The following is a 14,075-nucleotide window of genomic DNA, read 5'->3' on the forward strand; positions in this document are numbered from 1 at the left end:
TCATTGTGCCTGCCCGTTCTGGGGCCGGGGGTGCTGAGGTTTGCGGGCTTTGAAGCGGGCGATGGGCTTGGTGGTGGTGCGGGCGACCTCGGTGAGGAGCTGGTCGCCGTCGTAGACGCGGAAGGTGGTGTCGGCGGCTTCGACGGTGACGGTGCGGCCGGCGTGGGCGATACCGGGGTGGATGCGTTGACCGGCGATGACGATGCTGCCGCGGCTGCTGACCCGCCGGTCGACGCGTTGGGTGTCGCGGGTCGGGGCCGGTGGTGGTCCGGCGGGGCGGGCGTCGCGGAGGCGGGCCAGATCGGTGCGGGTGAGTGGGTTGGGCAGGCTGCGCAGCAGCGTCCGGTCGGCGTCGAGGATGTGCAGGACGCCGTGGTCGAGGCGGGCGATGATCCGGCGGCCGGCGAGGTGGTAGCCGACCGGGTGCTGCCGCCCGGCGAGGGCGATGAGGCCGTTGGCGGTGACGAGCCGGTCGACCTCGATCGCCCCGCCGGGCTTGGCCGGGCCGGCGGCGATGGGCGACGGTCCGGCAAGCTTGCCGCCGTCAGCCAGAAGCTGCCGCAGGTGGTCGAGGGTGAGCCGGGACGGGACGGTCTTGAGACGGGCGCCGTCCAGCAGCAGGTGGATGATGGTGTTATCGGCCCAGAGGGTGATGGTGCGCCCGGCATGGGCGGGGCCGAGCCAGAACTGCTGCCCGCAGACGGCGAGGTTGCCGGAGACGGGAACCACGCGGGTGACCTCGACGGCCAGCTCGAGCGGTTCGCCGCCGACGTCAGGAACCGCCGGCGGCGCTGAAACAGCCACCGGCCGGTCCGGCAGTCTTTCCGGTCGTGGCTGACGGGGCGCGGGGATGGTGCCGGTGAGCGACGGGGGCAGTCGCAGCGGCAGCTGCTCATCGGGCGGCCGGGCAGTGAACCGGTCCACCGGGAACGCCATGTCCAGAGACTGATGCGGCCGGCTGGTGTTGTATTCGTGCCGGAACCCGTCGATGGCGGCCTGGGCCTCTTCCGGGTTGGCCCAGACCTCGACCTCGTCGAGGAGTTCCCGTTGCAGGGTCTGGTGGAACCGCTCGACCTTGCCAGTGGTGGTTGGTGAGCGGGGCTTGGTCAGCCGGTGGGTGATGCCGTTCTCCCGGCAGATCCGGTCGAACATCACCTCACCACCACCGCGGCCGAACCGGGCGGTGAACTGCTTGCCGTTGTCGGTCAGCACCTCCTCGGGCACCCCGAACCGCTGCAATGCCTCGGCGAAAGCGAGACACACCGCCCGGCCGGTGGCCCGGCGGACGACAGCGACGATGACGCAGAACCGGGAGTGGTCGTCGACGCCGGTGACGACCTTCGCCTCACCGCCATCGGCGAGCTGGATGCCGCCGACGATGTCCATCTGCCACAGCTCCATCGGCCGCTCACGCTGCCAGCGCCGGTAGTCCTCCCTCCGGCGTCGGCGAGGTGTGGGATCAATCAGGCCGTGTCGGACCAGCACCCGGTAGATGGTGCTCAGCGACGGGACCGGTCCGGGGCAACCGCGGCGGCCCAGCTCGTAGTGCAGTCGCCGTTGCCCCCACCGGGGATGGTTGCGGCGCAGTTCGCAGATCACCGCCTCCACCTCCGCCGGGGTCTGGGCGGGATGCCCATGCGGTCGGTGCGACCGCTCCGCCAGGCCCTCCAAGCCTTGGTCGCGATACCAGCCCAACCAGCGGTGCACCGCCTGACGCGAGACGCCGAACCGTTCGGCGACCTCGGTCACTGGCAGGCTGGCTTCGACTTCCAGTACTGCGCGGTAACGCTGCTCAGTCACGCTCAACTCCACCAACACTCGGCGGAGTGTCACCCATCAAGTGAAGCCACGGTGTCACGCATCATCCGGAGTCGGACACCCGGCTGCCGGCGAAGTTGTTCAAAGTTTCTGTACGTCTTCAAGCGCGGCCCGCGTCGCGGGCCGCTCGCGCCGCCGAACCTGGGCCGGGCCGATGGCCCGCCGCCGCGCCTCTGGCCTTCGGCCGCCAGCGCGTCGGTTGCAGCCCGCCGGCGGCGCGACATACGACGAAGCCCCGGGCCGCCTGACATCTCAGGTAGACCGGGGCTTCCGAGTTTGGCCGCAAGAACGTGTGTCCTCGCCGGACGGGCAGACAACCAGGATGATCGACAACCCGACCGATCCTCGGGGAGCGTGGTGGTTGCGGGGCGGAGCCATCCCACCCGCCTGCCCAATGGGATGCCGGCCCGGCCCCGGGGTGTCAAGCGGTGGGGCGTGCTTGACACCCCGGCACCGTGCCGGCATGGCAGAGCCCAGGCGGCCGGGATGACTCCTTCGGGACGGCTGACCGGGTCGCCCTGGGCGGTAGTCAGGTAAACCGCCACGGTTCGGGGCTCACCGTCAGGGGTGCCCCACGGCAACGTGACCGGCATCTGGTGGGCTTCACCGAGTGATTGAGTGGTATGAGCCGATGTCTGATCATCTGCACTCTTGAACCGATTCGGAAGCCGGCGGTTAGGGCGGGTGTCCGGGGGTAACTCCGGGCGGTGACCAGGCCATCCGAGGACCCCGACACTCGGTCGGACCTCAGCCGCACCGTCGCTTTCAGCGACGCAGTTCTGGCCATCATCATGACTCTGCTGGTGCTGGACCCCGTACTGCGGGTTCCGGAGGTCGGGCCCGGCCATCTGCTGCCCGCGCTGCTGGACCAGTGGCCGAGGTACGCGGCGTATTTCGCGTCGTTCTCGTACGTGGCCGTCGTCTGGCTCAACCACAAGGCGACGTTTCACCGTATCCGCAAGACCGATCGAGACCTGCACTGGGCAAACCTGTTCGTCCTGTTCACCACGGCGCTGATGCCGTTCCCGACCGCGGTCGTCTCGCACGCGTTCCTGATGCTCACCTTGCCGGACCAGCGTGTGGCCATCGCCTTCTACGCGGTGATCGGCGCGTTGATGTGTCTGAGCTGGCTGGCGTTGTTCCAGTACCTGGCCCGGCGCCCCGACCTGGTCAAGGACGAGGTTGACGAGCGGTTCTATCCCGCCGAGCGGCTGCGGGCAATGGTTGGTGTCATCCTGTACGCCGTGGCCGGAGTTGCCGGCTATCTGATCGCACCGCTCGTCGGCATGGGGTTCTTCGTGGTGCTGCCCGTGTTCTACGCGATCACCAGTGCTGGCCTGTACGCGGCGCCCTTCGCCCGCCGGATCGCACACCGGCCGCCGCCGCCCGCCTGAGTTGACCTATGCGCTTCCAGCAGGCAGGGCCAAGCAGTACAGCAGCGAAGTACAGCAACCGACGGCACCAAGCGGAACCACGGTGAGCACCATCAGACCATCGACCAGTGGTGCGAGCCGAACGAGACCGCATTGCCGATCTCTGGGGGTCAAGGGGTCGTCGGTTCAAATCCGGCCGTCCCGACAGTGTGGAAGTTTCCGCAGGTCTCAGGCTTGCGGGAAGTCTTCTTTGATTGCTGTAGCTCGATGTCGTGGCGTGCAAGCCGCTGCTAGAACCCTTGACTCGGGCGATTTGGCGGTTCGATCTTGGACTTTACCGGTGTGAATCACCTGGTAAGCCGTCTGCGTCGACGCTGCCGCACCCGTCGCTGGACTGCTTAACGACCGCCGCGTGTACCAATGGTCAACCTGGCCATGACACCGCCTCCACTGTCCGTTACCTTCCTGTCCCTCCCGTTTCTTAGGGCGGAATCAGCTTGTACCCATATGCAACCAGCGGTGGCGGGCGAGAACCATGAAGAAGATAGGCAGAACATGGTCCGCGTCCGGGTGAGCTCACAACCGCGGGTCAGAGCGGGCGGGGTGCCGGCCCCGGGCAGGTCGACGAGGACCAGGGCCAGGCCATCACCAGGCCGGCGGAGTGATGGACGACGCCCAGGCCAAGGGCCGGACGGTGGCGCCGATCTGCCCATTCCTGAGCGCCTGGCGTCGAAGCCGCGGCGTGTGGGTCGCGTAGCGCGGCGAGCAGCCGGGAGGCCTCTGGCGACGCTTCCACGGCAGGCGTCCGGGCCCTGCTGATCCTCGATCGAGACTCGCCCATAGAAGGTGAAACGCAGCGGCTGGGGGGACACCTTCCGGGTGTCGTCGGGCCCTACGTCGTACAGGAAGGGGGCTTGGAGGTCGCGTCCGCGATCTCCTGTGCCGCCGGCTCCAGGACGTGCCTCATCATGCTGTCTTCTGTCCTTCGTCGTTATTCGGTGGTCGGTCTCCGCCGTCGGCCGGCATTTCCTCATGGAAGCCGATCTTTCGGTGGGTTCCGTCGCACAGTGGCTTGTTCGAGGAGTGGCCGCAGCGGCAGAGCGTCATCCTGTTGCGGGTCTGCAGTGGCTGGCCGTCTGCGCGGAGGACCGGCACTGCGCCGGTGACCCACAGCGCGCTGGCCAGTCCGTTCTCCTCCTCAAGGACCGAGACGGCCTGCGGAAGGTCGGGCTCGATGGAATCGCCGCCGCGTTGGAGGGCATAGCTGTACGACCCGGAGGGGCAGTGGTCGATTCGGCCCATGATGTTGGAGCGGACGTCGCTGTCGTCGGTGTCGGCGAGCATTGCGGCGATCGGCCTGGTGCGTCCGATGCAGAAGGCGGCGTGGATGCACAATTCGCCGACCCGTTGGGCCGAGATGCCCACGCCGTCGTGGACATGCTGTAGTTCCTCGTAAGGTCGGACGTCGGCGGTTTCCGTACCGTCGAATCCGATCCGAGCGTGAGTCCCGTCGCAGAACGGCTTGGCGCTCGAGTGGCCGCAGCGACACAACGCGTAGGTGTCCTCGGTCGTCAGGGTGTCACCGGTTTTCCAGGTCAGCGCGTTGTTCTCCGCCGAGACGATCTTGCGTTTGCGTCTGAGCGGGACGCCGCCGGACACGACGTACGGGCCGTCGGGGAGTACGACGATCCGCTGCCGGTCATCGATGTGCCACCGGCGCAGTTCGGGTGGCACGTATTCGAAGGTGGGGCCGGCGGTGGTGCCTTCTTCGTCGGGCATCTGCATCAGGGCCTGGGCTTGTGCCTTGAGCGTGTACATGGTGCCGATGGCGACCGCGAGCAGCCTCGGGCTGCCGTTGAACGCCTGATCGAGCAAATTCAGCATGGCGCAGTAGGTGTGGTTGAACTCTTCCTGAGCCGTGCGAATCGCGCTTCCTGGCGCGTGATCGGCGAGGCGCGGGTTACGCCTCATCGGCTGGACGCCGGCGAGGTCCACGGAGATCGCCTCGCCGGTGGGCCCGGACTGCGGGGTGTCACCGCGCCGGTATCGTCGGCCGACCTTGAGCTCCTGGAACCGGTAGAAGTGCGCGACCTCCTCCCGATCGGGATGGAAGATGTCCTGGTCGCCGTCCCAGACTTCGCCGCGAGCCGTGCCCTCGCCCTGCTCGACGATTTCCTCCAGCGCGGCCAGTGCCGAGGCCAGATCGTCGACCGCGATCAGTCGCCCGCCGGTGTGCCGGAAGTGGACCGCGGTCAGCTGGCGAGCGGGATCGCCGGAGAAGACCTCCCGCTCGCCGAGCCGGTCGCACAGCTGGCGAAGGCCTTCCTCGATCGCGGCGTAGAACTGCCCGATCGTCTCGTAGTCATCGCCTTCCGCTGGGGCGCCGGGCGGTGCCGGTTGTTCGATCCGCAGGAACATGTCGAGTGCTTCCGCGCCGAACGGGAGCAGCGACAGTTCCAGCGAGCGGTCGCCGTGGGGCAGCCGCCGAGGATGCGGCGGCAGCATCCCCGGCGTATCCAGCCGCGGCCGCCCCCCGACCGCGTTGAGCAGATTCGCGACCAACGCCATGTGAAGCATCTCCTCCGCGAAGACACTGCCCACCACCTCAACAGCTTCCGGATTCCGCTCCGGGTCGAGCGAATACAGTGCGCACAGGTACGGCGGCAAGGTCGCGTGTTCCAACTCGATCGCCCACTGAAGGTGCTCGCGAAGACCGTCGAGCGTTGTGATCCGTGCCGACGTCGCGGGAGCAGCGGCGGTCCCTTGCTGTTGTGGGTGATTCACAGGCTCTCGTTTCGACTGTTGGAGAGGTGGATTCGCCGAGTCGGCGTCGTTCGGGGTCTCAGGCACGTCCGTCCGTGGGGTGCCCGAATCGGGGTCGCCAGCGTCTCGACCGCGCCAAGAAGGCTGCGGAGGCCGACGTCGTCGCGCTGGGCGTCGGCCGGATCGAACAGCCACTCGGTGACCGGTAGCTTGATGGCCTCTTCGGGGTGGCTCGACTCGGCCATGGCCAGTTCCGCCTTGACCTCGGCCTCGAGCTCGTGCAATGAGTCGTTGTCTCCAGTCGGAGCGCTCATCGTTCCTCCTGCGTGATTTCGATGGATGTCGGCCTGGCATGCCCGTTGTCGGCTCGCCCGTTGTCGGCTGGAGTGCGGTCGGCGTGGTCAGGACGGGCGAGGGGCACGGCGGTCCTTGCGCTGGGCGAGCTCTTCGTCGCCCACCAGCGTGAGCATCGGCTTGCCGGGTTCGCACAGCATCGTGACAGTGAATCGCAGCGGGATGTGGTCGCGGTTGTTGCCGTCCTGGTAGTGGATGACATCGCCACCCGGCTCCCAGAACGCCTCGCCGGCGCGCACGACCCTCTCTGGCTGGCCTTCGACCTCCAGCAGCATCTCGCCTTCCAGCAACCGAACGCGGGGCCGGAGTGGCGGTGCGGCGGCGTTCCGGGGTCGCCGGGCGGGTACTCGATGACGACGGTCATCGCATGCGCTCCCGTCGGGATGAAGGGCGGCTCGGCCTCCTGCAGCATGGTGAGCGCCATCTGCCACGCGGTCGATCTGCGCTTCGGCTCGGTGCTGGTCGGATCGTTGCCGGGCATGGGACGTACATCCGTTGCTGATGGGTGTGGGGCGGGGACTGGTGCGCTACTTGCCGGACCTGGTGCGGCCCAGCCAGTCGGCGTACTTGATCTCTCCGAGCACCGCTTCACCGACCGGCACCAGACTCTGCTCCGCCAACTCGGATCCGTAGTAGCGCGTGTGCGGGTCGGTGACCACCTCACGCGCGTCACCCAGCGCAGCCAGGGCGTTCCGGAAGAACTCGTCCATCCGGAGCCGCTCGGGCCCGGCGACCTCGACCCGCCCGTTCAACGGCGACCCCACCGCAGCCCGGACCACTGCCTGGGCCACGTCGTCGCCGGCGATGGGCTGGAACAGCACCGGTGGCATCCGGACCGTGCCACCGTCCGCGGTGCTGTCGGCGATGGCCGGGACGAACTCGAAGAACTGCGTCGCGTGCACGATCGAGAACGGGATCGACGAGTCCTCGATCAGCTTCTCCTGCGCGAGCTTCGCCCGGAAGTAGCCGTTTTCGGTCAGCCGCTCGGTCCCCACGATCGACAGCGCCACATGGTGGCCCACACCGGCCGTCCCCTCCGCCGCAAGCTGATTGCGGGTGGACGTCTGGAAGAACTCCATCACCGCGGTGTCCTCCCACGAGGGGGAGTTCGACACGTCGATCACCACGGACGCGCCGGCGAATGCCTCGGCCAGGCCCTCGCCGGTGAGGGTGTTGACGCCGGTATTCGGTGACGCCGGCACCGCCTCGTGGCCGAGCTCGCCGAGCTGCGCCACGACCTTCGACCCAATCAGGCCAGTGCCGCCGATTACCACGATCTTCATGACAAGCCTTCCTGTTGGCCGGGGCATCGGTTGCCATCCGGTCACCAGTTAAGACCGGGAACCTCCCCGGCCTGTGACACCTCCGCTGAAATGCCCCCGAAGTCGCTGGCCCCCCCGGCGCCCAGGTGTCACCGGCGGGAGCGCTGTCCTGCCTTTTCAGCTGCAGGAGCATGGAGCGACAGGAGCACTACCTTGCCGCCAGCAAGTACCGGATGGCGGATCCGGCCTCGGATGAGCGCCCGTGTGATCGACGAGCCGCACCGTGGTGACGGGCGTGCACGCGTTGGGCCGGCTGCCCGCACTGCGAGCACGCAACGGCCGCCGCAAGCGTCCGGGCACGGACCGGCACGACCGGTCCCTGATCAACCACCTCGTCAATGAGCAGCGAGGACAGCTGAGGGAGCAACGTCTTGATCAGGTCTTAGCCGTACCGGCACCAGCATGCCGCACTCGTGGTGCGGGGTCCGTCGGCCGCGAGAGGATGCAACGAGCGGCGAGGTCGACCTCGCGCCCTCAGTCCGGAGTCGCGTACTGGTGGACCAGCCGGGCGATGCGGCGGTCGGGAACGACCCACATGATCACGATGCCGACGAAGCACGCCATGGCAATCCAAACTCCGACGTGACCGCTCCGGTCGATCGTCAGGGCGCTGAGGACCCCGACGAGGTCGAACACTACGGAGATCTTGCCCTTGCGGTCAGTGCCGACGGCCTGGCGCAGCGGCGACTCCGGTCCCTGCTGCCGGATGATCACCCACTGGAGCACGAGGTAAGCGACGGCCGCGCCGAGTAGGTTCAGACCGTAGATGACGACCGGGGTCTGCGCGAACCTCGATTCGGACACCCAGGCTGTCGTGAACGGGACCAGCGACAGGCAGAACAGCAGCGCCAGGTTCGCCCACAGCACACCGCCACTGACCCGTCGAACCAGGTGGAACATGTGGTGGTGGCCGTTCCAGTAGATGCCGATATAGACAAAGCTGAGGAGATAGGTCAGCAGCCCGACGCCGGTCGTGTGGACGAGGTCGGAGAGATCGTGACCTTCGGGCGCTCTCAGCTCCAGCACCATGACCGTGATGATGATGGCAAGCACCCCATCACTGAATGCCTCCAGTCGATTTGACCTCACCGCGCCACCCTTCTCCCTCCGATACCCTGAATCTCGCCTCGAGCGCCCCCATGAGCGCCGTACTAATTTCGGTGTCTCCACCAGCCGAGACAGCGCGGCCGCGGACTCTGTGACAGGGACGCGTGGTCGCCAACGTCACTTCCAGGGTCCGTTGGCGATTGCGGCGTGGTCGGCCAACGATTGGCCTGGTAGCAGCCGCGACGTGATCAGACGGGGGCGAGCGATGGTGGATTGCGGTGGGAACCACGAGCCGGTTGGCGCGGATGATCTCGAGGAGGCCGCGGCGGACTTCACGAGCCTGCGGCCACGCCTGTTCGGGATCGCGTATCGCATGCTCAGCAGCGCCACCGAGGCCGAGGATCTGGTGCAGGAGGTGTGGCTGCGGTGGCAGACGTGTGACCGCGGCGCGGTGGTCAACCCGGCCGCGTTCCTGGCGACGACGACGACCCGGCTGGCCATCAACGCACTCCAGTCGGCGCGGGTGCGGCGCGAGACGTACATCGGACCGTGGCTGCCCGAACCCGTCGACACGAGCGCGGACCCGTACCTGGGCGCCGAGCGCGGTGAGGCCCTGGAGTTCGCGGCCCTGCTCCTGATGGAGAAGCTCACGCCGAACGAACGCGCCGCATATGTCCTGCGGGAGGCCTTCGACTACCCGTATGCGCAGATCGCCGACATCCTGCAGTCCACCGAACCCGCGGTGCGCCAGCTGATCAGCCGGGCGCGCAAACACATGACGAAGGAGAGGCGCACGCCGGCGAGCGCGGCCGCGCAGCGGCAGCTGCTGACCACCTTCATCGCGGCCGCCCGCTCCGGCGACATGACCGCGTTGGAGCGGCTCTTCGCGAGGGACGTGACCAGCCTGTCCGACAGCAACGGCGCAAAGGGCGCCGCCCGGCGGCCGGTGGTGGGGGTGGCACGCGTGGCGAAGTTCCTGAGCGCTTTCTCCGCCGCCTGGGACGGCCTCGACGTGCAGTGGGCGAACATGAACGGCCAGATTTCCGCCGTGCTGCGGCGCGACGACGGCAAGGTGTACGTGCTCGCGGTCAGCGCCTCGACCGAGGGGATCGATCAGGTGCTGTGGATGATGAACCCCGAGAAGAACACGGCGGTGTCCGCCCTGGCCTGACGCGGCGACGTCACAGAACAGCGTGCTATCCGGTCATAGCTGGCGACTGCGAGAGAGCAGAGGACCGCATGCGTGCGACGTATCAGCCATTTCTTCCCGAGGTGCTGGCCGGATCGGTGGGGCCACCCGCGCAGCTACCTGTCCGGTTCGTGCCTGCTCTACCGGCACGACGATGTCGTGCGCAGGTTCGCCGAGGCCTGCCAGCTTGGAGACATCGCCGCGCTCCGGGCCGCTCTGGACGGTGATGCCATCGCCGTGTGCGACAGCGGCGGGCTGGTGCCCACCGGGGTGGGTTCCATTCAGGGCGCGCAGGACGTTGCCCAGCTGGTCGCGGCCCTGCTGGGCGGGCAACCGGGCACCGAAGTGACCATCGAGGCCGTCAATGGCCGTGCTGGGCTGGTGCTGCGCCGCGGCGGCCAGGCCATCGCGGTAGTCGCCGTCCAGACGGCCGGCACAAAGGTCACCGTGCTCTGGACGGTGCTCAACCCGGCCAAACTACGCGGTTGGCATCGATGACGGCGTCGCCCGAGGGGGCGGCGAACAGGCCGGCGCTGTTGTCGGTGATGACGGTGCGCTGGTCACCGTGGGCGGCGAGGGAGATCTTGCCGGGATGATCCGAAAACGCTTGGGAGGTGTGGTGGCCGGTTCTTCGTTGGGTCTGCGGTTGCGGGAGTTCCGGCAGTCGGCGGGGATGACTATTGAGGATCTGTCCGAGGCGTCCGGGGTGAGTGGCCGGGCGATCAGTGACATGGAGCGGGGGCACAGTCGCGCGCCGCAGGAGCGGACGTTGGCGGCGTTGGCCGACGCGCTGAAGCTCAGTGATGGCGATCGTGCTGGTCTGGTCGAGTTGGCGCGTTCGGGCCGGTCGGAGAGTCGGGTCGGGCGGCCTCGGGTGGGTGAGCTGCCGCGGGGGATCAGTGACTTTGTTGGTCGGGCGCGGGAGTTGGAGTTGCTCCGCCGCCACGCACTGGCGGCGTCTGTCGGTGGACCGACGCTGGTGGCGGTGGTGCACGGCCAGCCGGGTTTGGGGAAGACGGCGTTCGCGGTCAGCGCGGCCGAGCAGTTGCGGGAGGTGTTTCCCGACGGGCAGTTCTACCTGGACCTTCGGGGTACGGATCCGGTTCCGACGCCGGTTGGTGAGGCGTTGAAGCGGCTGTTGCGGGCGCTGGACGTCAACCCTGCAGGATCGCCGACGATGAGCAGGAGCGGGCCAGCCAGTTGCGGGCGATTCTGCAGGCATTGGGGCGTAGGTGCTTCAGAGCGGTGGGGTTATCGGTCGGTGCGGCTGAGGGTGCGGCTGATGGCGGGGACTACGGCCAGCGCGAGAGCGTAGCCGAGGATCTGCAGGGCCAGCGCGATGGCGTAGCTGGTGCCGGTGATGGTGACGTTTTCGCGGATGCCGAAGGGTGCGGTGGGCACGGTCGTGTCAGGGCGAGGAGCAGGGCGTTGGCGTTGGTGTTGCTGGTATGGGTGTGGCGAGGGTGCTGGCGAAGCACAAGCGCCGGTACATCATCGCGGTCAGCGCCGGATCATCGAGTCTTGCCGGGCCGCCCTGCTTCAATGATCGTGGCACCGCTGGTCTGCTGGATCCAGTCCGCGATCCGGTCCACCCGCGCCGTCGTCTCCTGCTGGGAGTGCGGGCACGGCGGCCCGTCGGATTCGACTGAGACCAGCGTCTGGGTGCCGTTCGTGTTCTCGCGGAAGTACGGGGCGCCGGAGTCCCAGAGGCATGCGCTGGTGTCGGCCTCCAGCGCGTAGCCGACCACCATGACGGACGAACCGGAGGTGCGGCGCTAGTCCGGGCGCAGCTCTACCCGGTGTCGCCCGAGCGACCGACCACCATCGGGCACACCCGCAGTCACGGCCTCCCTGACTCCCGCACAGGAGAGCAGTACCGGACGCGGGCTGACGACCTGGCGCAGCCGGGTCCCCAGCTCATCGAAGCCGCGGCGCTGCTGCTCGACGAGCTCGGGCAGGCGTTCGGCGTGCCGGAGATGGGCCAGCTGTCGCGCGACGGCCGGATACGCAGGCCCTACTGGGCAAGCCACGGCTTGCGTGGCCCGATCGTGGCCTGGGCCGAGAAGAATGACATCGAGGTGACCGACGAAACGATCTGACGCGAGCACCGCTGTCGATATCAAGGCCGAGAGCAACCACTCGGAAGATGGATGCCGGGTGTAGCAGCGGCTGTAGCAACGACGATGGACGAAGGCGCACGATCACGTGCTTCCGGAGAGCCGGACCGAGCGAGGGCAGTCGGAGGTGGACTCTGCCGACAAGCCGCCCAGAACTTACAAGCGAGGGGTCGTCGGGGTGCAGCCGCGAGAGGCAGCGTGCCGGGAAAGATAACGGGCTGTCGTCATCTCCGCTGTTCGGCGAGCATGACGGGGTGCCTGACCTTGTATGGGAAGAAGTCAAGAATTTCTTCGACCCGGACCTGATGGGTTCATTGCCGGACGTTCGTGTCGAAGATGCTTCGCTGGAGGATTGGCAGGCGGTGTTCGACCTGGTCGAGACGAAGGGCTGGAGGTGGGAGTATTCAGTGGGCGACGCCGTCGTACCGCTTCCTCCAGCAGCCGACGTGTTGGCGAGACCGGCTGACGCTGAGCTGCCGATCGTGCGGGTATGGCCGGTCCCTGGCGTCCTGGTGAACTTCTGGCCATACTCGGCCGCTGAGATCGACTTTGACATCGACCTGCGGGAGCTGCAAGGTCAGGAGCGGCTGGACATAGTGTGCGGGTTCTTTGCAGCGATCGGGCGCAGGCTCCGCAAGCCGGTCTTGATGGCTCCCGAGGGCGACTACCACCATCCGGTGCTCGGCTTTGATGTCGAAGCTGACCGTGTCGTACCGCTGGCTGACCCACGTTTGCCTAGCAAGAGGCAAGGCGGCGCGTTGGCGGGTGACTAGCTGGGAGGAAGCAGGCTTGCCGGTGCAGGACCACCCGCGCCCCGGCCCCGCCTACGGCGAGCATCGCGATGTGTGGCCGGCCACCGGCGCCGTGCCCCGGGCCGCCGGCCAGCGCCAGCGACCCGGTCTCGGCCGGGCCACACCCCCGTCGTGGGCGCGGTCCGCGCGTCGGCGCCGGTTCTTTCCTGGGGGTACGGGGCACCCCCTGCTGGCGTTGACCCCTGGCCGGGTTTGGGGCGGGTCGCCGGCGTTTGGTGCCCTGCCGGCTCGCGCCCGCTGCGTGCTGGCTGGGGCGTGATCGACTCCATGCCTCCGATGCGGCGGTGTCCGGCAGGCGCGGATACCGCCACATCGGGGATGTGGTGCCGGTTGTCCGTTTCGCCCCGACCGGGCAGCGGGTGATCTGGGATCGGATGTCCGTTTCTGGGGTGACCGCTGGCATCCTCGGGCCGGAATGATGGCCAGGCGGGGGTCGTTACATCTGGCGTACGACCGAGTACCTGGCCCGCTCGACCGGGCCGAGGCCCCGGAATGATGGCGGGCCGGCGGTCGTTGCACATGGTCCCGGCGCCGCGAAGAGGCCCCCGCCCCGCGGTCGGACCGGGCAGAGACTTTCCCCTTTTTGCTTTTGAGCGCCTGACGGTGCTTGCGCTCTCCCGGCCCCCACCGGGTGTGCGCCAACCCCCCAAGGAGCTTTCGTCATGAACACGATGCTGCGTAAGAGCGTGCTCGGTATTGCTGGTCTGGCGTTCGCCGGTGGTCTGGCCGCCGGTCCGCTGAACCACCACGACGCCACCCCGACCAGCGCGATGACCCCGGCCGCCGTGCAGGCCGACAAGCCGGACAGCGGCAAGCTGATCCCGCACGGTGTGCAGGGCGCGCAGTCGAAGATCACCCTGAACGACGAGCAGACCGCCAACGCGAAGGCGATCATCGCCGCGACGAAGAAGGCCGGCCTGCCGGAGCGGGCCGCGGTCATCTCGATCGCCACGTCGCTGCAGGAGTCGAAGCTGGAGAACCTGGGCCACCTGGGTGACCGCAACGACCACGACTCGCTGGGCCTGTTCCAGCAGCGCCCGTCGAGTGGTTGGGGTACGCCGGAGCAGATCACCGACCCCGAGTACGCGACCCTGGCGTTCGAGAAGGGTCTGAAGCAGGTCGACGGGTGGCAGGACATGCCGCTGACCGAGGCCGCCCAGACGGTGCAGGTGTCGGCCTACCCGGACGCCTACGCCCAGTGGGAGAAGCAGGCCGCCCACATCGTCGCCCAGCACTGGAACAGCTGACCTGTAGAGCAATACGCCGCTGGCCGGCACCCC

At 68.0% G+C, this 14,075-nt stretch carries 15 protein-coding genes; 7 read left to right on the plus strand and 8 right to left on the minus strand.

The genetic code is table 11. The features are described 5' to 3' along the window. Positions 1-1,818: an IS481 family transposase gene (locus EV384_RS17970; RefSeq protein ID WP_423202967.1), complete on the minus strand. Its 1,818-nt coding sequence runs from the start codon at positions 1,816-1,818 to the stop codon at positions 1-3. Between the two features lie 707 nt (positions 1,819-2,525). Here EV384_RS17970 and EV384_RS17975 point away from each other — a divergent pair. Next, a complete protein-coding gene (locus tag EV384_RS17975) occupies positions 2,526-3,212 on the plus strand; it encodes a TMEM175 family protein (RefSeq protein WP_278045607.1) in 687 nt (228 codons plus the stop codon). A 945-nt stretch (positions 3,213-4,157) separates the two neighbouring features. Here the strand turns inward: EV384_RS17975 and EV384_RS17980 are convergent. The 5 genes from EV384_RS17980 to EV384_RS17995 all read right to left on the minus strand — a co-directional run bounded on the left by EV384_RS17980 (position 4,158) and on the right by EV384_RS17995 (position 8,719). After that, positions 4,158-5,975 (minus strand): ferritin-like domain-containing protein, encoded by a 1,818-nt coding sequence (locus EV384_RS17980; protein ID WP_242624132.1) that lies wholly within the window; start codon positions 5,973-5,975, stop codon positions 4,158-4,160. Beyond that, positions 5,972-6,268 carry a hypothetical protein gene (locus tag EV384_RS36090; RefSeq protein WP_242624133.1) on the minus strand — a complete coding sequence of 99 codons (297 nt, stop codon included), beginning with the start codon at positions 6,266-6,268 and terminating at the stop codon, positions 5,972-5,974. The genes EV384_RS17980 and EV384_RS36090 overlap by 4 nt, the downstream gene beginning before the upstream one ends. 87 nt (positions 6,269-6,355) lie before the next feature. Continuing rightward, complete coding sequence (locus EV384_RS35440; RefSeq protein ID WP_207232357.1) at positions 6,356-6,583, minus strand: cupin domain-containing protein; 228 nt, start codon at positions 6,581-6,583, stop codon at positions 6,356-6,358. 252 nt (positions 6,584-6,835) lie between these two features. Beyond that, positions 6,836-7,591, minus strand: a complete 756-nt coding sequence (locus tag EV384_RS17990) for an SDR family oxidoreductase (protein WP_130334874.1) — start codon at positions 7,589-7,591, stop codon at positions 6,836-6,838. A gap of 513 nt (positions 7,592-8,104) precedes the next feature. Beyond that, a complete protein-coding gene (locus EV384_RS17995) occupies positions 8,105-8,719 on the minus strand; it encodes a TMEM175 family protein (protein WP_130334876.1) in 615 nt (204 codons plus the stop codon). A gap of 202 nt (positions 8,720-8,921) precedes the next feature. Between EV384_RS17995 and sigJ the strand changes: the two genes are divergently transcribed. The 3 genes from sigJ (at position 8,922) to EV384_RS18010 (ending at position 11,181) form a co-directional block, all read left to right on the plus strand. Beyond that, the gene (gene sigJ / locus EV384_RS18000; protein ID WP_242624135.1) at positions 8,922-9,848 is read left to right on the plus strand and encodes an RNA polymerase sigma factor SigJ; all 927 of its coding nucleotides are present in this window, start codon (positions 8,922-8,924) and stop codon (positions 9,846-9,848) included. A 72-nt stretch (positions 9,849-9,920) separates the two neighbouring features. Further along, positions 9,921-10,364 carry a sigma-70 family RNA polymerase sigma factor family protein gene (locus EV384_RS18005; RefSeq protein WP_242624136.1) on the plus strand — a complete coding sequence of 148 codons (444 nt, stop codon included), beginning with the start codon at positions 9,921-9,923 and terminating at the stop codon, positions 10,362-10,364. 175 nt (positions 10,365-10,539) lie between these two features. Beyond that, positions 10,540-11,181: a helix-turn-helix domain-containing protein gene (locus tag EV384_RS18010; protein ID WP_242624494.1), complete on the plus strand. Its 642-nt coding sequence runs from the start codon at positions 10,540-10,542 to the stop codon at positions 11,179-11,181. Here the strand turns inward: EV384_RS18010 and EV384_RS34890 are convergent. Together EV384_RS34890 and EV384_RS18015 are read right to left on the minus strand one after the other, a co-directional pair. Beyond that, positions 11,118-11,267, minus strand: coding sequence for a hypothetical protein (locus tag EV384_RS34890; RefSeq protein WP_165439833.1), 150 nt, complete (start codon positions 11,265-11,267; stop codon positions 11,118-11,120). The two genes, EV384_RS18010 and EV384_RS34890, sit on opposite strands and share 64 nt — an antisense overlap. A gap of 110 nt (positions 11,268-11,377) precedes the next feature. After that, the gene (locus EV384_RS18015) at positions 11,378-11,617 is read right to left on the minus strand and encodes a hypothetical protein (RefSeq protein ID WP_242624137.1); all 240 of its coding nucleotides are present in this window, start codon (positions 11,615-11,617) and stop codon (positions 11,378-11,380) included. 48 nt (positions 11,618-11,665) lie between these two features. Between EV384_RS18015 and EV384_RS18020 the strand changes: the two genes are divergently transcribed. The 3 genes from EV384_RS18020 (at position 11,666) to EV384_RS18030 (ending at position 14,042) form a co-directional block, all read left to right on the plus strand. Then, positions 11,666-11,965 (plus strand): hypothetical protein, encoded by a 300-nt coding sequence (locus tag EV384_RS18020; RefSeq protein WP_130334877.1) that lies wholly within the window; start codon positions 11,666-11,668, stop codon positions 11,963-11,965. Between the two features lie 272 nt (positions 11,966-12,237). After that, the gene (locus tag EV384_RS18025; protein WP_130334879.1) at positions 12,238-12,756 is read left to right on the plus strand and encodes a hypothetical protein; all 519 of its coding nucleotides are present in this window, start codon (positions 12,238-12,240) and stop codon (positions 12,754-12,756) included. 701 nt (positions 12,757-13,457) lie between these two features. Further along, the gene (locus tag EV384_RS18030) at positions 13,458-14,042 is read left to right on the plus strand and encodes a hypothetical protein (RefSeq protein ID WP_130334881.1); all 585 of its coding nucleotides are present in this window, start codon (positions 13,458-13,460) and stop codon (positions 14,040-14,042) included. The last annotated feature ends 33 nt before the right edge of the window (positions 14,043-14,075 follow it).

Origin of the sequence: Micromonospora kangleipakensis (assembly GCF_004217615.1) — a bacterium.
Taxonomy (GTDB): Bacteria; Actinomycetota; Actinomycetes; order Mycobacteriales; family Micromonosporaceae; genus Micromonospora; species Micromonospora kangleipakensis.

What these genes read in the sequence shown, in the direction of transcription:
- EV384_RS36090 (WP_242624133.1), bottom strand. Translation starts at nt 6,268, where the DNA reads ATGAGCGCTCCGACTGGAGACAACGACTCATTGCACGAGCTCGAGGCC.
- EV384_RS35440 (WP_207232357.1), bottom strand. Translation starts at nt 6,583, where the DNA reads ATGCTGCTGGAGGTCGAAGGCCAGCCAGAGAGGGTCGTGCGCGCCGGC.
- EV384_RS17990 (WP_130334874.1), bottom strand. Translation starts at nt 7,591, where the DNA reads ATGAAGATCGTGGTAATCGGCGGCACTGGCCTGATTGGGTCGAAGGTC.
- EV384_RS18010 (WP_242624494.1), top strand. Translation starts at nt 10,540, where the DNA reads ATGACTATTGAGGATCTGTCCGAGGCGTCCGGGGTGAGTGGCCGGGCG.
- EV384_RS18015 (WP_242624137.1), bottom strand. Translation starts at nt 11,617, where the DNA reads ATGGTGGTCGGCTACGCGCTGGAGGCCGACACCAGCGCATGCCTCTGG.
- EV384_RS18030 (WP_130334881.1), top strand. Translation starts at nt 13,458, where the DNA reads ATGAACACGATGCTGCGTAAGAGCGTGCTCGGTATTGCTGGTCTGGCG.